The 18,327-nt window shown below is 70.2% G+C and carries 12 protein-coding genes; 5 read left to right on the forward strand and 7 right to left on the reverse strand.

Features of this window, described 5'->3' with window-relative positions; genetic code table 11:
• Positions 1-32: 32 nt before the first annotated feature.
• Positions 33-503 carry a hypothetical protein gene (locus tag ACQQ2N_RS00600; RefSeq protein ID WP_440223724.1) on the forward strand — a complete coding sequence of 157 codons (471 nt, stop codon included), beginning with the start codon at positions 33-35 and terminating at the stop codon, positions 501-503.
• 21 nt (positions 504-524) lie between these two features.
• On the forward strand, positions 525-1,037 hold the full coding sequence (locus ACQQ2N_RS00605) for a hypothetical protein (protein WP_440223725.1): 513 nt from the start codon (positions 525-527) through the stop codon (positions 1,035-1,037).
• Between the two features lie 15 nt (positions 1,038-1,052).
• On the opposite strand, the gene hrpA is transcribed toward ACQQ2N_RS00605, so the two are convergent.
• Positions 1,053-5,006: an ATP-dependent RNA helicase HrpA gene (hrpA, locus tag ACQQ2N_RS00610; RefSeq protein WP_440223726.1), complete on the reverse strand. Its 3,954-nt coding sequence runs from the start codon at positions 5,004-5,006 to the stop codon at positions 1,053-1,055.
• Between the two features lie 171 nt (positions 5,007-5,177).
• On the opposite strand from hrpA, the gene ACQQ2N_RS00615 reads away from it, so the two are divergent.
• The 3 genes from ACQQ2N_RS00615 (at position 5,178) to ACQQ2N_RS00625 (ending at position 10,679) form a co-directional block, all read left to right on the forward strand.
• Positions 5,178-5,645 (forward strand): Dps family protein, encoded by a 468-nt coding sequence (locus tag ACQQ2N_RS00615; RefSeq protein ID WP_440223727.1) that lies wholly within the window; start codon positions 5,178-5,180, stop codon positions 5,643-5,645.
• 181 nt (positions 5,646-5,826) lie between these two features.
• The gene (gene parC, locus ACQQ2N_RS00620; protein WP_440223728.1) at positions 5,827-8,067 is read left to right on the forward strand and encodes a DNA topoisomerase IV subunit A; all 2,241 of its coding nucleotides are present in this window, start codon (positions 5,827-5,829) and stop codon (positions 8,065-8,067) included.
• A gap of 236 nt (positions 8,068-8,303) precedes the next feature.
• Positions 8,304-10,679 (forward strand): penicillin acylase family protein, encoded by a 2,376-nt coding sequence (locus ACQQ2N_RS00625; protein WP_440223729.1) that lies wholly within the window; start codon positions 8,304-8,306, stop codon positions 10,677-10,679.
• Positions 10,680-10,721: 42 nt separating this feature from the next.
• Here ACQQ2N_RS00625 and ACQQ2N_RS00630 read toward each other — a convergent pair whose 3' ends face one another.
• The 6 genes from ACQQ2N_RS00630 to ACQQ2N_RS00655 form a co-directional block, all read right to left on the reverse strand.
• Positions 10,722-12,710, reverse strand: a complete 1,989-nt coding sequence (locus tag ACQQ2N_RS00630; protein WP_440223730.1) for a hypothetical protein — start codon at positions 12,708-12,710, stop codon at positions 10,722-10,724.
• 38 nt (positions 12,711-12,748) lie between these two features.
• The gene (locus ACQQ2N_RS00635; RefSeq protein ID WP_440223731.1) at positions 12,749-13,930 is read right to left on the reverse strand and encodes a hypothetical protein; all 1,182 of its coding nucleotides are present in this window, start codon (positions 13,928-13,930) and stop codon (positions 12,749-12,751) included.
• Between the two features lie 17 nt (positions 13,931-13,947).
• Positions 13,948-14,610, reverse strand: a complete 663-nt coding sequence (locus ACQQ2N_RS00640; RefSeq protein WP_440223732.1) for a hypothetical protein — start codon at positions 14,608-14,610, stop codon at positions 13,948-13,950.
• Between the two features lies 1 nt (position 14,611).
• Positions 14,612-16,483, reverse strand: a complete 1,872-nt coding sequence (locus tag ACQQ2N_RS00645) for a hypothetical protein (RefSeq protein ID WP_440223733.1) — start codon at positions 16,481-16,483, stop codon at positions 14,612-14,614.
• A gap of 265 nt (positions 16,484-16,748) precedes the next feature.
• Complete coding sequence (gene dapE, locus ACQQ2N_RS00650) at positions 16,749-17,894, reverse strand: succinyl-diaminopimelate desuccinylase (RefSeq protein ID WP_440223734.1); 1,146 nt, start codon at positions 17,892-17,894, stop codon at positions 16,749-16,751.
• 61 nt (positions 17,895-17,955) lie between these two features.
• A complete protein-coding gene (locus ACQQ2N_RS00655) occupies positions 17,956-18,324 on the reverse strand; it encodes a Spx/MgsR family RNA polymerase-binding regulatory protein (RefSeq protein WP_440223735.1) in 369 nt (122 codons plus the stop codon).
• Positions 18,325-18,327: the final 3 nt, after the last annotated feature.

The following is an 18,327-nucleotide window of genomic DNA, read 5'->3' on the forward strand; positions in this document are numbered from 1 at the left end:
CGAGACGCCGTTTTGTCGACCGGATCCCATTCATGCGCATTTTGTTCACGATTGCCCTGATCGCGTGTTGCGGCACGCCCCTGCTGCATGCCGCCGAGACCGCCTCCATCGAGGAGCGGATGTCGAAGGCGGAACTCGAGGCCTCCGGACTGGACCGGCTGACGCCGGAGCAGCTGAAGTACCTGAACACGTGGCTGTCGACCAAGGGCATCAGCGCCTCGGTGGCGCCGGTGAAGCGGCAGGACGGCTCGATGGTCTACTACCCCGACGAAACGGCGCGCGAAACGATCGAGTCGACGATCGCCGGCAGCTTCGAGGGGTGGCGCGGCCGCACCACCGTGACGCTCGCGAACGGCCAGAAGTGGCAGCAGAGCGAATCGGCGGCACGCGGCGACGTGCGCATGACCGACCCCGCCGTGACGATCAAGCCGATGGCCATGGGCAGCTGGCTCATGGTGGTCAAGGGCTGCAACTGCAGCATCCGCGTCAAGCGCATCCAGTAACCCACCGAGCCGATCGATCCCATGACGCCGACGACCTCCCGCCACTCCAGGGCACTGCGTGTGCTCATCCTCGCCACGGGCCTCGCGCTCGCACCGACCGTCTTCGCCCAGAAGGGTTCGACGCTCGAAGAGCGCATGTCCGCCGCGCAGTTCAAGGCCTACGGCCTCGACAAGCTCACCGCCGAAGAGCTCAAGGGGCTCAACGACTGGCTGCAGGGCCGCGGTGGCATCGACGACGCAGGCAGCCGCGTTTCGGAAGAGCCGGGCAGCCGCGACCCGAAGTTCGGGTTCCGGGCACAGGACAGCGGCCGTGAGGCCGTGCAGGCGAAGATCGTCGGCACCTTCAGGGGCTGGAGCGGCAAGACGATCTTCAAGCTCGACAACGGCCAGGAGTGGCAGCAGGCCGAGGCCGGCAGCTACAGCGGCCAGACCTACGAGAACCCCGAGGTCACGATCAAGCCCAAGCTCATGGGCAACTGGCTGCTCGTGGTCGAGCCGTGCCAGTGCCGGGTCTCGGTGACGCGCATCAAGTGATCTGCTCGCCGGCCGTCAGGCCGGCGCACCCGCGTCGATCGACTCGAGCGCCTTCGACAGGCGCTTGGGCGATACGGGCGACGGCGTGCCGAGCTCCTGCGCGAACAGCGACACGCGCAACTCCTCGATGAGCCAGCGGAACGCCGCGAGCGAGGCCGGCGTCGCGCCGCTCGCGCGGCGCTTGAGGTACTCGCGCCAGTAGCCGTGTACCTGCAGCATGCGCGCCTGGTCGCGCACCGGATCGTGGCGCAGGCGCTCGGCGCGCAGGCGCATCGCGCGCACGTAGCGCGGCAGGTGGGCGAGCTGCGAGGCCGGCGTGTCGCGCAGGAAACCCGGCGCGAGCAGTTCGTCGCGTTGCTCGCGCAGATCGGCATAGTTCGCCCCCGCGAAACCCATCAGCGGCTGATCGAGCCAGGGCAGCAGCTCCGCGTGCGCCTCGATGATCGCCTCGGCGACCTTGAGGCGCTCGACCGCGGCCGGGAACAGTTCCGTCGCGATCGTTGCACGCACCGCCTCGAAGGCCTCGCGCGTGCGCGCCTCGGGCGCGTGGTGGTGCAGGCGCTCGGCGAGCGCGGCTTCGACGAGATCGACGCGCAAGGTCTCGGCGCTGCCCAGCGCAGCCCAGCGCAGCGCGACCGAGTTGGCGAGCGGCAGCTGGCGGCGCGCCTGCTTGGTGCGATCGGCGAGCGCACGCCGCAGCAGGCGCTCCACCCCGTGGCGGTGCTCGGCGCGCGCCTCGTCGGCTCGCTCGAACACGCGCAGCGCGACGCTGTCACCGAGGTCGACGAGCGCCGGGTAGGCCGCGAGGCCACCCGGCGAGACGATGCGTTCGGGGATCGCCTCGAGATCGAAGCCTTCGACCTCCTCGCGCGTGAGGTCGGCATCGGCCTGCGCCGAGAATGCGCTGCGCGCGGCCTGCCCCCACTGCGCCTGGAGCGCGGCGAGGTCGCGCCCTTCGGCGAGCGTGCGGCCGTTCGGATCGTGCACGCGGAAGCGCATCGACAGGTGCGTCGGAACCTCGATGCCGTCGAAATCGGCCGCGCCGATCGCCACGCCGGTGACGCGCTGCAGGTAGTCGGCGAGCACGACCGGCAACGCGCGCTCGCGCGAGGCCGGCACCAGCGTCTCGACGAACGCGCGTGCGAAATCGGGCGCCGGCACGAAGTTGCGACGCAGTGCCTTGGGCAGTCCGCGGATCAGTTCGGCGACCTTCTCGGCCAGCAGGCCCGGCACGAGCCAGTCGGCCTGCTGCACGCCGAGCGCGTTCACGAACGCGAGCGGGACGTGCACGGTCACGCCGTCGGCGGCGTCGCCGGGCACGAAGCGGTACTCGAGGCGCAGGCGCTGCCCGGCGACCTCGAGGCGGGTCGGGAAATCCTCGGCCGCGATACCGGCGCGCGTGGCCATGAGGTCGTCGAGCGACCAGCGCAGCGCGGCCTGTTCGGCCGGCGGCGACTTGCGATACCAGGCCTCGAGCGCGGCGGTGGAGTTCACCTCGACCGGCAACTTGCCGGCGAAGAACGCCGCACGTTCGGCCGGCTCGCGCAGCAGGCCCGAACGACGCTGGCGGGCCTCGATCTCGAGTGCCTCGGCGAGCACGCGCGCGTTGGCGCGCACGAAATCGGCGCGCGTATCGATCTCGCCGGTAGCGAGCGCCTCGCGCACGAAGATCGCGTGGGCTTCTTCGGGATCCTGGCGCGCGAACGTCACCACGCGGTTCTCGGCCAGTGCGAGACCGAACAGGTTGACGTGCTCGTAGGCGAGCACTGCGCCGCGCTTGCGCGACCAGTGCGCATCGCGCCACGAGCGCCGAACGAGGTGCGCGGCCTGCTGCTCGATCCACGCCGGCTCGACGCGCGCGTTCTGCATCGCGTAGATCTTGCCGATGTCGAGGATCTGTCCGGCGAGGATCCACTGCGGCGGCGACTTGGCCAGTGCCGAGCCCGGGAACACGCCGAAGCGGCGCTCGCGCGGGCCGCGGTACTGGCCGCGCTCGTCCTTGCGGCCGACCTGGGTGGGCCAGCCGGACAGCAGGCAGCGGTGCACGGCTTCATGCAGCGCGTCGCCTTCGAGCGGTGACGCCGCGTCGCGCGCCTTCGCGCGCGGACGTGCCGGACCGTCGTCGCCGAGCACGACGAGCTGGCGGTGCAGCTCGCGCCACTCGCGCATGCGCAGGAACGACAGGAAACGCTCCTGGCACCAGTCGCGCAAGCGCGACTGCGTCAGTTCCGCGTGCGCCTCGCTGTACGCCGCCCACAGCACCAGCACGCCCAGGAAATCGGATTTCGCGACCACGAACGGCGCGTGCGCCGCATCGGCCTGCTGGCGTGCGTCGGCCGGGCGCTCGCGCGGATCCTGGATGCTCAGGAACGCCGCGAGCACGAGCAGTTCGCGCTCGACGCCGAACCGCGTCGCCTCGACGAGCATGCGTGCGAGCGAGACGTCGACCGGCACGCGTGCGATCTCGCGGCCGACCGGGGTGAGCCGGCGCTGCTCGTCGATCGCGCCGATCTCGAGCAGGCGCCGGTAACCGTCGCCGATCGCGCGCTCCGACGGCGCCTCGACGAACGGGAACGCGTCGACATCCCCGAGGCCTAGGCTCAGCATGCGCAGGATCACGCCGGCCAGCGACGTGCGCAGGATCTCGGGATCGGTGTAGCGTGGCCGCGTGGTGTAGTCGTCCTCGGCGTAGAGGCGGTAGCAGATGCCGGGCCCGACGCGACCGCAGCGGCCCTTGCGCTGGTCGGCCGCGGCCTGCGAGATCGGCTCGATGTGCAGGCGCTCGAGCTGGCTGCGCTGGCTGTAGCGCTTGACGCGCGCGGTGCCCGTGTCGACGACGTAGCGGATGCGCGGCACGGTCAGCGAGGTCTCGGCGACATTGGTCGCGAGCACGATGCGGCGCTTCGTGCCGGGACGGAAAACGCGGTCCTGCTCGCTCGCCGACAGGCGCGCGTACAGCGCGAGCACTTCGGTCTCGCGGTACTGGCGGCGCGCGAGCGCGAGGTGCGCATCGCGGATCTCGCGCTCGCCGGGCACGAAGATCAGCACGTCGCCGCGCGGGTCCTCGGCGGTGATCTCGTCGATCGCGGCGACGATCTGCTCGGTCGTGCCCGATTCGCGCGGCGTGCGCGGGCCGTCGTTGCGACGCGCACCCTGCCCGCCCGGCGGCGACGCCTTCGCGGATTCGCGCTCGCGCGACTCGAGCGGGCGCCAGCGCACCTCGACCGGATAGGTGCGGCCTTCGACCTCGATCACGGGCGCGTTGCCGAAGTGCTCGGCGAAACGCGCGGTGTCGATCGTCGCCGAGGTCACGACGAGCTTGAGGTCGGGACGCTTCGCGAGCAGGCGCTTGAGGTAGCCGAGCAGGAAGTCGATGTTGAGGCTGCGCTCGTGCGCCTCGTCGAGGATGATCGTGTCGTAGGCGCCGAGCCAGGCATCGCCCTGCGTTTCGGCGAGCAGGATGCCGTCGGTCATGAACTTGACCAGCGCGTCCTCGCCGACCTGCTCGGTGAAACGCACCTGGAAGCCCACGAGGTCGCCGACCGTCGTGCCGAGTTCGCTGGCGACGCGGCGCGCGACCGTGCGCGCGGCGATGCGGCGCGGCTGCGTGCAGCCGATCATGCCGGCGCGGCCGCGTCCCGCCGCGAGGCACAGCTTGGGCAGCTGCGTGGTCTTGCCGGAGCCGGTCTCGCCGGCGAGCACGACGACCTGATGGTCGCGGATCGCGGCGACGATCTCGTCCGCGCGCGCGGCGATCGGCAGCGATGCGTCGATGGCGATCACGGGCACGCGTGCGGCGCGGCGCGCGACGATCGCCGTCGAGGCCTCGATGTCGGCGGCGAGCTTGGTGATCGCGTCGGCATTCGCCTCGCCGGGGCGCGACAGCCTGCGCAGGCGGCCGATCAGGCGCCCGCGGTCGCGGCTGAGCACGCCGTCGAGGGCGGACTGGAGGGTTTTCAGGTCGGGCATCGGGACAGCGGTACCTGCAGGCGACGGCGTGCGGGACGACCGCACGACGCGCTGGTTTTCCGTTCAGACGGACCGCATATGATAGCCCGCCGGCCCGGCCGGGCACGAACGACCGCCACGCACGCGCCATCCGCCACGCGACGCCACTCCACCTGCCTCGAGGAACGATCCATGGCCATCGATATCGGTATCTCCGCGAAGGATCGCAAGAAGATCGCCGACCACCTCTCCAAGGTGCTCGCCGACACGTACTCGCTGTACCTCAAGACGCACAACTTCCACTGGAACATCACCGGGCCGATGTTCAACAGCCTGCACGTGATGTTCGAGACGCAGTACAACGAGCTCTGGACGGCCGCCGACGTCATCGCCGAGCGCATCCGCAGCCTCGACGTGTACGCGCCGGGTTCGTACACGCAGTTCGGCAAGCTCACCTCGATCAAGGAAGAGACCGGCGTGCCGGAGTGGAAGGACATGGTCCAGCAGCTCGTCGACGGCCACGAGACTGCCGCACGCACGGGCCGCGCCGCGTTCAAGGCCGCCGACGCGGCCGACGACCAGCCGACCGCCGACCTCATCACGCAGCGCCTCGAGGCGCACGAGAAGACCGCCTGGATGCTGCGCTCGCTGCTCAAGTGATCGCCGGGCGGGTCGCGCGTCACGCGCGGCCCGCCATCCGCTGTCCTCGCACCGCGCGGCGCAATGCCGCGTCCACCTTCGCGAGGACGATGCAGTGCCGCCGCGACGCCGTGCGCCGCCGGACCCGATCCGGCACAATCCCGCGCTTGCCCGGCGCCCCGCCGGGGCGACACGTGGACCCATGACCCTGCAAGGCAACTACGAACAGATCGCGCTCAAGGACTACGCCGAGCGCGCCTACCTCGACTATTCGATGTACGTGGTGCTCGACCGCGCGCTGCCGTTCGTCGGCGACGGCCTCAAGCCGGTCCAGCGCCGCATCGTCTACGCGATGAGCGACCTCGGCCTCGGCGCGACGGCCAAGCCGCGCAAGTCGGCGCTGACGGTCGGCGAGGTGCTCGGCAAGTACCACCCGCACGGTGACAGCGCCTGTTACGAGGCGATGGTGCTGATGACGCAGCCGTTCTCGTACCGCTACCCGCTGATCACGGGCCAGGGCAATTTCGGCTCGGCGGACGACCCGAAGTCGTTCGCGGCGATGCGCTACACCGAGGCCAAGCTCACCCCGATCGCCGAACTGCTGCTGCAGGAGCTCGGCCAGGGCACCGTCGATTTCACGCCGAACTACGACGGCACCCAGCAGGAACCGTCGTGGCTGCCCGCGCGCGTGCCGCACGTGCTGCTCAACGGCTCCACCGGCATCGCCGTCGGCATGGCCACCGACATCCCGCCGCACAACCTGCGCGAGATCGTCAGCGCCTGCATCCGCCTGCTCGACGATCCCGAGGCGAGCATCGCCGACCTCTGCGAACACGTGCTCGGTCCGGACTACCCGACCACCGCCGAGATCATCACGCCGCGCGCCGACCTCGTCGCGATGTACACGACCGGCACGGGCTCGGTGCGTGCGCGCGCGACCTACGTGCGCGAGGACGGCAACATCGTCATCACGGCCCTGCCCTACCAGGTCTCGCCGTCGAAGATCATCGAGCAGCTCGCCGCGCAGATGCGCGCCAAGAAGCTGCCGATGATCGAGGACCTGCGCGACGAGTCCGACCACGAGAACCCGATCCGCCTCGTGCTGGTGCCGCGCTCGAACCGCATCGACGCCGACGAGATCATGCCGCACCTGTTCGCGACGACCGATCTCGAGAAGAGCTTCCGCGTCAACCTCAACATGATCGGCCTCGACGGCCGTCCGCAGGTCAAGAACCTCAAGCAGATCCTGAGCGAGTGGCTGCGCTTCCGCACCGACACGGTGACGCGACGCCTGCAGCACCGCCTAGCCAAGGTCGAGCGCCGCCTGCACCTGCTCGAAGGCCTGCGCATCGCCTACCTCAACCTCGACGAGGTGATCCGCATCATCCGCACCGAGGAAGATCCGAAGGCCGTGCTCATGGCGCGCTTCGGCCTCAGCGAGGAGCAGACCGACTACATCCTCGAGACGCGCCTGCGCCAGCTCGCGCGCCTCGAGGAGATGAAGATCAACGGCGAACGCGACGCGCTCGAGGAAGAGCGCGCGCGCCTCAACGTGCTGCTCAATTCCAAGGCGCGCCTGAAGACACTCATCAAGGACGAGCTGCGCGAGGACGCCAAGGCCTTCGGCGACGAACGCCGCTCGCCGCTGGTCGCGCGTGCGGTGGCGCAGGCGCTCGACGAGAGCGCGCTCGTGGCGAGCGAGCCGGTCACGATCGTGCTGTCCGAGAAGGGCTGGGTGCGCGCGGCCAAGGGCCACGACATCGACGCCGCAGGCCTGAGCTACCGCGAGGGCGACGCCTACCTCGCCTCGGTGAAGGGCCGCACGACCCAGAACGTCGCCTTCATCGACTCGACCGGGCGCAGCTATTCGGCCCCCGCGCACACGCTGCCCTCGGCACGCGGCAACGGCGAGCCGCTCAGCGGCCGCTTCGGCCTGCCGGCCGGCGCACGCATCGACGCACTCGCTGCGGCCGATCCGGCCACGCGCCTCGTGCTCGCCTCGGACCTCGGCTACGGCTTCGTCACGCGCTTCGAGAACCTGCTCGCCAACAAGAAGGCCGGCAAGCAGCTCATGAACCTCGACGACAAGGCGCGCGTGCTCGCGCCGGCGCTGGTCGCCGACTCTGCACGCGACCGCATCGTCGTCGCGACGACCGCGGGCCACCTGCTGATGTTCTCGGTGGCCGAACTGCCCGAGCTCGACAACGGCGGCAAGGGCAACAAGCTCGTCGAGATCCCGAAGCCGAAGCTGTCGGCCGGCGAGCGCGTGGCCGGCATCGCGGTGGTCGCCGAGGGCAAGGGCGAGGTCACGATCTACGCGGGCCAGCGCAAGCTCGTGCTGCGCTGGGCCGACCTCGTCGAGTACGGCGGCGGCCGCGCCACGCGCGGCAACCTGCTGCCGCGCGGCCTGCAACGCGTCGAGCGTCTCGAGACGACGGCCTGAGGGCGGGCGGGCGTCCACGCGTGCCGGGTACCGAAGACGGAGCGCCGCGTCGCGGGAGATCCGCCACGCCGACGGACCGCGCGCCGGTGGTCACGGGCAGGCCGCCCGCCATGCGGCGATGCAGGCGCGGCATCGCGAGGACGTGCGAGGTATCCGGCGCCACGAGGGTCTGGTATTGAATGCCGTGGCCGCGCCAGCGCGCGGTCACCGCCTCGCCAGCATCCCGGAGCTCGACCTTGAAACGCATCGCCCTGCGCAGTGGCCTCGCCGTCGTCGTCGTCCTCGCACTGGCCTGCATCGCCGCCTGGTTCGCGCTGCGCGGCAGCCTCGCGCGGCTCGACGGCGAGATCGTCTCCACCGCCCTGCATGCGCCTGCGAGCGTCGAGCGCGATGCGCTCGGCACGGTCACGGTGCACGGGGCAGATCGCCACGACGTGACCTGGGTACTGGGCTACGTGCACGCGCAGGAGCGCTTCTTCGAGATGGACCTCATGCGCCGGCAGGCCGCCGGCGAACTCGCCGGCGTGTTCGGCGGTGCCGCGCTCGAAGCCGATCGCGCGGCACGCGTGCACCGTCTGCGCGCTCGCGCGCAGGCGGCCCTCGCCCTGCTCCCGCAGGCCGACCGCGACCTGCTCGACGCGTACCGCGACGGTGTCAATGCGGGACTCGAGGCACTGCCGGTGCGCCCGTTCCCCTACCTGCTCGCGCGCGCGACGCCCGACGGATGGCGCAGCGAAGACAGCCTGCTCGTCATCCACGCGATGTACTTCGCGCTCAACGACGCCGGCAACGCGCGCGAACTCGGGTTCTCCTACCTCGACGCGGCGTTGCCTGCCTCCGCGGTCGCATTCCTCACGGCGTCGGGTGGCGACTGGGATGCCCCCCTGCAAGGTCCGTCGCTGGCGTGGCCCGCGCTTCCTTCTGCGGACGAACTCGACCTGCGCGCACTCGATCCGTCGCTGCTGCGCGGCACCGAGCCATCGAGCGGCATCGTGCCCGGCAGCAACAGCGCCGCCGTGGGCCGCAGCCTGACCGGTGGAGCGGCCCTCGTCGCCAACGACATGCACCTGCAGTTGCGCGCGCCGAACCTGTGGTTCAGGGCGCGCCTCGTGTACCCCGATCCGCGCCGCCCGGGCGAGGCGATCGACGTGACCGGCGCGAGCCTGCCGGGGGCGCCGGCGATCGTCGCGGGCAGCAACCGCCATGTCGCATGGGCCTTCACGAACAGCTACGGCGACTTCACCGACTGGGTGCGCGTGCCTGCGGTCGAAGGCGATGCCGACCGCTATGCGACACCGGAGGGCAGCGAGGCGATCGTGACGCACGTGGAGAGGTTGCGCGTACACGGCGGCGACGACGAGACGCTCGAGGTGCGCGAGACCCGCTGGGGACCGATCACGGCGACCGATGCCGACGGCACCCCGCTCGCGCTCGCGTGGACCGCGCATCGCGAAGGTGCCGTCAACCTCGACCTGCTGCAGCTCGAGGCGGCCACCGGCGTCGACGAGGCCGTCATGATCGCGCAGCGTTGCGGCATGCCAGCGCAGAACCTCGTCGTCGGCGATCGCGCCGGCAACATCGCCTGGACGATCGCCGGACGCATTCCGCAGCGACTCGGGCATGACGATCCGCGCCGGCCGATGGACTGGAGCCACGCCGGCACGGGCTGGGCGGGCTGGCTCGAACCCGAGGCCTACCCGCTCGTGCGCAATCCGCCGGGTGACCGCCTGTGGACCGCGAACGCCCGCCTGCTGCCGGAGGGACACCAGCTCGAGGTCTTCGGCGACGGCGGTTACGACCTCGGTGCGCGGCAACGCCAGATCCGCGACGGCATGCTCGCGCGCGGGCGGTTCGCGGCCGCGGACATGCTCGCGATCCAGCTCGACGACCGCGCACTGTTCCTCGAGCGCTGGCACGCGAGGCTCGACGCGCTGCTCGCCTCCGCGGAGGCGACGCCCTCGCGCACGCGCCTGCGCGAGGCGCTCGCGGACTGGAGCGGCCACGCGTCGACGGGTTCGGTCGCCTACCGGGTCGTGCGCGAGTGGCGCGACGAGGTGACCTCGCGCGTGCTCGACGGCTTCGCTGCCGCCGTACGCGTGCAGCACGCCGATTTCACGATGCCCAAGCTGGGCCAGGCCGAGCATGCCGTGTGGATGCTGCTCGAGGCGAAACCCGTGCACCTGCTGCCGCCCGGTCCGGCCGATTGGGAAGTGCTCATGCTCGAAAGCGCGGATCGCGTGGTGCAGCGGCTGGATGCCCGCGAGGGCGGACTCGCCGCGCAGACCTGGGGCGCACGCAACACGGCGCGCATCCGCCATCCGCTGTCACGCGTGCTGCCCGGCTGGGCAGCGCGCTGGCTCGACATGCCGGCCGACGCCCTGCCGGGCGACGCCAACCTGCCGCGCGTGCAAGGGCCCTCGTTCGGCGCCTCGGAACGATTCGCCGTGGCGCCGGGCGACGAGGAGAACGGCTACTTCCAGATGCCGGGCGGCCAGAGCGGCCACCCGCTGTCGCCGTTCCATGCCTCCGGCCATGCCGACTGGGTCGACGGCACGCCGACCCCGTTCCTGCCGGGACCCGCGCGCCACGTGCTCGCCTTCAGACCCCGCTGAGGCACGACGGCCCCTCGACGGGGCGTCGTGCACACGGCGACCTCAGGGTGCGCTTTCGAAGCCGTCCACGAAGATCGGATCGGGAAGCGGCGCGACCGGTGCGAGCACGCCGGCATCGTAGGCTGCCGGCGTACCGGCCTCCGCGACGCGCAGCGAGGCGGTCACCTCGCCCGGCGAGACCGGTGCGACGAACGAGAAGCGGAACATCGTGCCCCAGTTGAGGGGGTTCAGCACCGCAGGTACGTCCGCGATCGGCGCCGGATTCACCGGCGCGGTCCAGGTCGCGACACCGCCGTCGGACGAGAACGTCCAGTCGTTGGCCGCATCGAGGTCGCCGTCGCTGAACACCACGTTCGTGAGGGTCGTGCCGGCGGGTACCGGGACGCCGAAGCGGTCGAAACCGAAGTTGTGGATGACACGCAGGTTCGGCTCGGCACCCGACGTCTTCGCGCGTGCGAAATCGAGGTTCATGACGACGTAGTCGTAACGCCAGCTGCCATTGCCGAGGTCGGTGGCCTTCACCGCGACCTTGGTGTGCCCCTCGGTGCCGGCGAGCTCGACCGAGCGCGCGTTCGCGCCCGGGTTGGCCGGGTCGACCCAGCGGTCGATCACGGGACCGAGGCGGTACTGGTCGTTCGCGCCGACACTCCAGCTCGTCGAATTGCGCGTGAACGTCGCGCGCTTGCTCGCCATCGAGTTGTAGATGTCGATGTCCTGGCGCGCGAGGTACCACGACTCGAACTGGTAGGTCGCACCGGCCTGCGCGGGACCGCTGAACTGCGACTCGCGCACGACGAGGCGCTGGTCGTACTGGCTGTTGCCGCCGGCATTCTGGACGCCGTCGCAGTTGGTGTCGTAGATCGAGCCGCAACGGCCCCACTGGTTGGTCGCCGGGATGATCTCCGAACGCGGCCCGAGGTCGGAGCTGCTGTCGTTGTTGCCGGTGCCGTAGGTGTCCGTGCAGCCGAGGCCGAGCACGTGGTTGTTGCCGGGGTTCTGGATGCAGCCTGTGTTGGTGGTCAGGAACGCGTGCTTGACGCCCGAACGGCCGATCTGGTCGATCGTGCCATCCGCGTTGAAGCGGTAGAGGTTCCAGATCAGGTACGGATGCTGGTCGTTGTTGTACGGCGCGAAGATGCCCGAGAACTTGCCGAACCACGGGATGTCCGCCGACCAGAGCGCCGCGCTCGTGCCGCGCGGGTCGCCCGGGATCGTCGCCTGCGAGGTGCCGTTGTTGACGTTGTTCTTGAGCGTCGACGACGGCGTGAACACGACACGCCCGTTGCCGCCCTCGCCCGTGCAGCCGTCGCAGCGGCTGTACTGCGTGCCGAAGGTCTGCATGAACAGGTCGGCCTGGTAGGTGCCGCCGCTCGAGGCGGTGCCGTGCCAGCGGTAACCGCCTGCGGGCTGTTGCGGATTGGCTCCCTGGCGCTGCACCTCGGTGCTCATCTCCATGTCCGCGATCGCCCAGTCGGCGACCTCGGGGTGGCCGAGGCGCACCGCGAGGTCACGGCTGATGCGCAGGTCCATCGTGCGCACGGCGAGAACCTTGTTGTCGTCGACCAGTTCGTACATGAGGCGATCGATGTAGAACCACGCCTTGCCGTCGGCCCCGACGATGTCGAGGATCAGCGGGTCGTGCTCGCGCGGGCGCAGGCGGAAATCGGTCAGGTCGATGTCGCCGCCGCCCGTCGCGATCACGTAGCCGCCGCGCGCCTGCACGGAACCTCCCGCGAACGCGGCGAGACTGCCGCTCACGACGTGGAACTCGAGGCTGCCCGAGCGGCGCAGCTCGAAACGCTCGTGCTCGCGCCAGCTCAGTCCATCGAGCACCGAACGCGCCTCGCCGAGGCCGAGGCCGATGTCGCCAGCAAGTTCACGATTCCAGCGGATGCCCACCGTGCCGCCCCACGCGGCCCAGGTCTGGGCCTGCGCGGAGGCACCCGGCGTCGCGTCGGCGGCATCCGCATGGGGGGATGGGACGACCGCGGCGAACGCGACGGCGATGGAAACGGCGAGGAGACGGTTCATGGATCGCTACCAGGGAAGGGAAAGGCCCGACGATACGCTCACTCGAAGTCGCCGCGGAAGATCGGCCAGTCACCGACGCGCGTGATTGTGGGACCGCCCTGCTTGCACACCATCGAGTTCTGGGGCTCGCAGCTGCCGCCACTGCAGCCGGCCGGCCAGTTGTTGCCATTGGCATCGCGCACGCTGAGGCGGTACCAGAACACGACGTCGTTGTCGGCGATCGCCTCGTTGTTGGCGATGTTGGTCGCGACCATCTCGCAGTCGCTGAGGTTGTTGTTGGCCTTGTCCGAGTACTCGTTGTTCTTGAACACGCTGCCGATCACGTCGACGGTGTGGAAGTTGCGGCCCGATTCGTTGGGTGGCGTGTAGTCCCCCGAGCCCGACACGATGCGGTAGCCGAAACCGCCCTTGTTCGTGACGACATCCCAGTGCGTCGGGCCACCATCGGGACCGCCGGTCAGGCTGCGCAGGCCGGTGAACTCGGTCGACTGCGGCTGGCCGTTGGCGAGGATCGCGTTGTTGTCGGCGCCGTCGATGTCGAAATCGAAGCGCCAGTAGTTGTGGTGCCAGTGCGTGAGGTTGTTGTTGGTGCCGTTCGAGTTGCCGAAGCCGAACTCGGGCTGGATGTCGCCGTTCGCCCAGAACACGAAGCGGCTCGTGTACTGGTACCAGCTGGCCGAATACTGCGTCGTGAGCACGACGTGGTCGCCCATGTCCTCGATCGCGACGCCACCGGGGGAGCCGATGCAGTCCGCAGACGTGAACGAGGTGCCCGGCGCGTTCGCGAACGGGCAGGATCCGTATGACGCGGTCGGCTGGGTCGAGACGTCGCAGCTCGTCGTGGCGAGGAACGGCGTCGGCACGCCGAGCTGGTTGCGCACGGGCGGCGAGGCCACGAAGCGCGCATCGGCATCCTTCCAGTCGCGGTAGCAGGTGTTGCTGCCGCGGTATTCGGCGAACAGGATCGGCGCGTGCATGCGCTTGGCGACGAGGATGCCGTTGTAGTGCACGTCACGCAGCTCGAGGCCGGAACCCTGCACGCCGACGCTGTTGCCCGGACGCACCCAGCACATTTCCCAGACCGGCTGGCTGGCCGGCCACTTCAGGAGCGTGCCGCCCCACGCCGCGCAATCGGCACCGGCCGCGTGCGCGCCGGTGGGAAAATGGGCGACCACGAGCAGCAGCAGCGCTGCACACCACCGCAATACGTTGTTCGACACGAGTGTTCTCCGAGTCTTCAGGACGACCGGGGCGGCGGGTCCGGGCCCCGTTCCGGATCGAGTTGGGCATGGATGACGCGACGCGTCATCAGGTCGACGATCGCGTGTGCGACATGGCGCTGGCCGTCGCCGGCCGACACGATGACGTGCACGCATCGCGAACGTTCCTGGCATCCCTGGTCGGATGCCTCGCGGTAGGGGAAACCCGCGTAGTAGTTGAGTCCGTCCGCGGTGAGCAGCGGGGCGAGCTGCGCGTCCTCGCGGGCGAGTGCGATCGCGAGTTCGAGCTCGCGATCGGTGAAATTGAGCGTGTAACCGGGCTTCTCGGTGCGCGACAGCTCGTGGCCCGCCTCGTCGTAGACGTGCTCCACGACCAGCCCGGCCTTGTAGTCCCAGCCGTACTCGACCACGACCTTGCGGTTCGCGCCGTCCAGCGTGAACACGTCGTGGTAGCGACGCACGGGCACGTAGTCGGGCAGCCGGATGCCCGCCGACGCGACATCGGTGCGCACAGCGCCGCCACCGACACCTGCCGAGGCCGAGAGCGGCGAGAGGTCGGCGACGGGCTCGCCGGCCTCGGCCGCCCCGCGGACGGCCGGACCGGAACAGCCCGAAACGCAGGCGATCGCGATCGCGGCGAGACCGAGACGGGCGACGGTGAAGAGGCGGAAGGCGGTCATGTCAGTTCGTCGTCGTCGCACTGGAAACGTTGCCCGCGGTCTCCGGCGGCGACTTGCCGTAGACGGGATTCGACCAGAGTTCGTACATGTACTCGCCGCGTGACAGCGACTGCGGACCCACCGTGAACGGGCGGTCGGGCCCACCGGAGCACATCGTGTTCTCGGCCGGGATGACCGGCGCGGTGACGGCCTGGTCGCGCAGGAACTCGATGTAGTCCTTGCTCGAGATCTGGAAGTTGAGCCTGGCTTCGACGCGGATCGGGCGCGCGGTACCGGCCGGCAACGTGAACGTGTAGTCGGTGACGTCGTAGTTGACCAGCGTGCCGGAACCGGGCGACGTCTCCGGATAGGTGTGCGCGACCGGGCGCATCTCGTCGCCGTTCGGATCCGTCGGACTCTTCGGGCGGAAGCCGAGCGGCGGAATGCGGTTGTCCTTGCGGATGCAGTTGTTGAGCACGAAGTGGAACTTCTTCTTGCCGCCGACCTCGGTCACGCACTCGCCCGGCGAACCCGGCGTCCAGATGCCCTGCAGCGTCTCGTAGACCTTGGCCTGCGCGTCCATCGTCAGCACGGCGGTGGTGGCGTCGTAGGCGGCGCTTTCGGCGACGACCGCATTGGCAGGCGTGAGCGCCTTGACGTTGAGCCACATGCGGCGGCCTTCCGCGTAGCCGGTCGGCAGCTTGTGGCCGCTGAGGTTGGTGACCTTGACGCGCACGCCGATCGAGCCCGGGACCGAAGCGGTCGGCGCGGTGTACGAGGTGATCGTGGTCTGCACGTCCGCGCTCGACTGCAGCATCGCGCGCGCGCTGGCGATGGTGCGATCGAAATCGTCCTCGCGACCGAAGCCCGGCGTGGCGTACTCGCGCTTGATGATCGCCGGCACCCAGGCGTTCGCACCGACGAACTCGTGGATCGGCAGGTTGCCGGTCCGCGATCCGTCCGGGTTCTGGCTGCAGGCCTTCGCGGCGGGGTCTTCCGACGATTTCATGTGGCAGGCCTGGCAGTGCTGGGCCTTGGCGATCGCGGGCATTCCGGTCGGGCCGTCACCGACGCCGTCGCGGAAGATCGCGTCGGCGAACAGGCTGGCCTTCCATTCCGAGTAGGTCCGCTCGATCGGCATCGGGCGCGTGGTCGTGACACCGCCCTCGAGCACGAGGGTCTTGAGCGGGCCCGCGTCGGTATCCGGCGTCGAGACGTCGTGGCAGGTGCCGCAGATCGCCGAATCGGAGTGGTACGCGGAGTGCTTCCAGCCATGCGGCGGGTCGAGCGTGCCGTTGGTGTACGAGTACGGACCGTGGCGGCACGGGCCGCCGTAGCTCGATCCGTCCGGCGTGTTGCATTCGGTCGAATTGTCGACCCAGATGTTCGCGTTGCCGATCATGCCGGGCTCGCCGGCGGGGCCGGTCGGCAGCATGCGATGGCAGAAATGGCAGGTGACGCCCGAGTAGTCGTTGCCCTTCCAGTCGGACGCGGAGTAGTTGCCAGTGAGCTGGCAGCCGCTCGCGCCGCCCGGACCGCTGCTGCCGCCACCGACGGCCTTGACCACGCGACCTCCCAGCCAGCCCGGGGGCGTGTGGCAGCGCAGGCAGTAATCACCCACGCCGGGGACATCCTTGTTGGCGACGTCGAGTGCGGCCCAGAACAGCGGGTCGCGCGCGGCGTTGGCCATCATCGAGCCGCCCCACGTGCTGTGCGGCATGAAACCGGGCGCGTTGCCCGAGAACCCGCGGTGGCAGGACGAGCAGGAGTCCGGCTCCTCGAGTCCCCAGAGCAGCCCGGGCTGGGTGCCGCGCGGCGTGAAATCGAGGCCGAGCGCCGTCGCCGTGGCGAGGGTCGCGAGCAAGGCGACGACAAGGACGGGCCAATGGAACACGCGCAGATGCAACGGACGATTCTCGCGAACCAACACGACTACCCCAGATCGGCTCCGGCCACTCCGCCGGGTTTCGCGCGCGATCCCTCAGCGCCCTGTCGCCGACGCGCCCCTGGCGCGGATCCCATGCACCCGCCGTCCCGGCGGGACCGGAGCGACGTGGCCGCCCCCGGATCCGGCACCGCTTTCGCGTCGCCCAAGCGGACGATTAATAGCACGAACCTCGCGCGCCCGCATCCCGGGACCACCGGGGATGCCCACGCCGTCACTCAACGAGGAGGCGCCGCAGGATCGCTTCGAACACTCCGGGCAGGCGCTCGAGGTCGTCGACCCGGACGTGTTCATCGATCTTGTGGATGCTCGCGTTGACAGGCCCGAACTCGACGACTTCGGCGCCGAGCGGCGCAATGAAGCGCCCGTCCGAGGTGCCACCACCGGTGCTCTGCTCGGGCTCGCTGCCGCAGTGCTCGCGCAGCACGTCGACCACGGCACGTCGCAGGACCCCGTCCTTCGTCAGGAACGGCAGGCCCGAGACCTCCCAGTCCAGCGTGACGTCGAGGCCGTGCCGGTGCAGGCACGCCTCGACGCGCGCACGCAGCGACTCCGGCGTACTCGCCGTGCCGAAGCGGAAATTGAATGCAAGTTCGAGACGGCCCGGGATCACGTTGTTGGCGCCGGTGCCGGCGTGCAGGTTCGGGATCTGGAACGAGGTCGGCGGGAAACCCTCGTTGCCTTCGTCCCAGCGCGTCGCGACGAGCTCGGCGAGCGCCGGCGCGGCCGCATGCACCGGATTGAGCGCCTTCTCGGGATAGGCGACGTGGCCTTGCACGCCGTGCACGACGAGGTGCCCGGTCATCGAGCCGCGCCGGCCGACGCGGATGAGGTCGCCGAGCACGTCGCGCGAGGACGGCTCGCCGACGATGCACCAGTCGATGCGCTGGCCGCGCTCGCGGAAAAGCTCGGCGACGCGCCGCACGCCATCGACCGACGGGCCCTCCTCGTCGCTCGTCACGAGCAGCGCGACCGTGCCGGGATGATCCGGATGCGCGCGCACGAAGGCCTCGAGCGCGACCGTCATCGCGGCCACGCCCGACTTCATGTCGGCCGCGCCGCGGCCGTACAGGCAGCCGTCGCGCACGACCGGCTCGAATGGATCGCTCGACCAGGCCTCGAGCGGCCCGGTCGGCACGACGTCGGTGTGGCCGAGCAGCACGAGCACCGGGCCTTCGTGGCCGTGGGTCGCCCACAGGTTGTCGACCTCGCCGAAGCGCAGATGCTCGATCGCGAAGCCCGCCGTCGCGAGGCGTTCCGCGAGCAGCGCCTGGCAGCCGGCGTCGTCGGGCGTGACCGAACGCCGGCGGATCAGGTCGCTGGTGAGCTCGACGACGGCGGATGCGGCGGGTTCGGTCATGGCGAAGGGCTTCGATCGGTACGGACGGCGTCGGCGTGCCGCGCACGTCGACGCACCAGGCTCACGCCGCGGGCGCGGCGCCGAACAGCTTGCCGTAGAGCTTGTCGGTGAAACCGAGCGTGATCGTGCCGTCGGCCGCGACCGCGACCGGACGGCGCACGAGCGCCGGGTACTCCTTGATCAGCAGCGTCCACTCGGCATCCGAGCCGGGCGACTTGCGCGCTGCCGGCAGGTTTCGCCACGTCATGCCGGTGCGGTTGACGAGCTTCTCGAAGCCGCCGACCTGGGCGGCCCAGGCCTTCAGCGTCGGCGCGGGCACGCGCTCGTCGCGGTAGTCGACGAAGCGATGCGCGACACCGTGGCGATCGAGCCACGTGCGCGCCTTCTGGCAGGTGCTGCACTTGGCGAGGCCGTAAACCTCCAGACTCATGGG

The organism is Dokdonella aquatica (genome assembly GCF_051987395.1).
In the GTDB taxonomy this organism is placed as follows: domain Bacteria; phylum Pseudomonadota; class Gammaproteobacteria; order Xanthomonadales; family Rhodanobacteraceae; genus Dokdonella.

Excerpts from the sequence above, each read along its gene's own strand:
- ACQQ2N_RS00600 (WP_440223724.1), top strand. The coding sequence starts at position 33 with ATGCGCATTTTGTTCACGATTGCCCTGATCGCGTGTTGCGGCACGCCC.
- ACQQ2N_RS00605 (WP_440223725.1), top strand. The coding sequence starts at position 525 with ATGACGCCGACGACCTCCCGCCACTCCAGGGCACTGCGTGTGCTCATC.
- hrpA (WP_440223726.1), bottom strand. The coding sequence starts at position 5,006 with ATGCCCGACCTGAAAACCCTCCAGTCCGCCCTCGACGGCGTGCTCAGC.
- ACQQ2N_RS00615 (WP_440223727.1), top strand. The coding sequence starts at position 5,178 with ATGGCCATCGATATCGGTATCTCCGCGAAGGATCGCAAGAAGATCGCC.
- parC (WP_440223728.1), top strand. The coding sequence starts at position 5,827 with ATGACCCTGCAAGGCAACTACGAACAGATCGCGCTCAAGGACTACGCC.
- ACQQ2N_RS00630 (WP_440223730.1), bottom strand. The coding sequence starts at position 12,710 with ATGAACCGTCTCCTCGCCGTTTCCATCGCCGTCGCGTTCGCCGCGGTC.
- ACQQ2N_RS00640 (WP_440223732.1), bottom strand. The coding sequence starts at position 14,610 with ATGACCGCCTTCCGCCTCTTCACCGTCGCCCGTCTCGGTCTCGCCGCG.
- dapE (WP_440223734.1), bottom strand. The coding sequence starts at position 17,894 with ATGACCGAACCCGCCGCATCCGCCGTCGTCGAGCTCACCAGCGACCTG.
- ACQQ2N_RS00655 (WP_440223735.1), bottom strand. The coding sequence starts at position 18,324 with ATGAGTCTGGAGGTTTACGGCCTCGCCAAGTGCAGCACCTGCCAGAAG.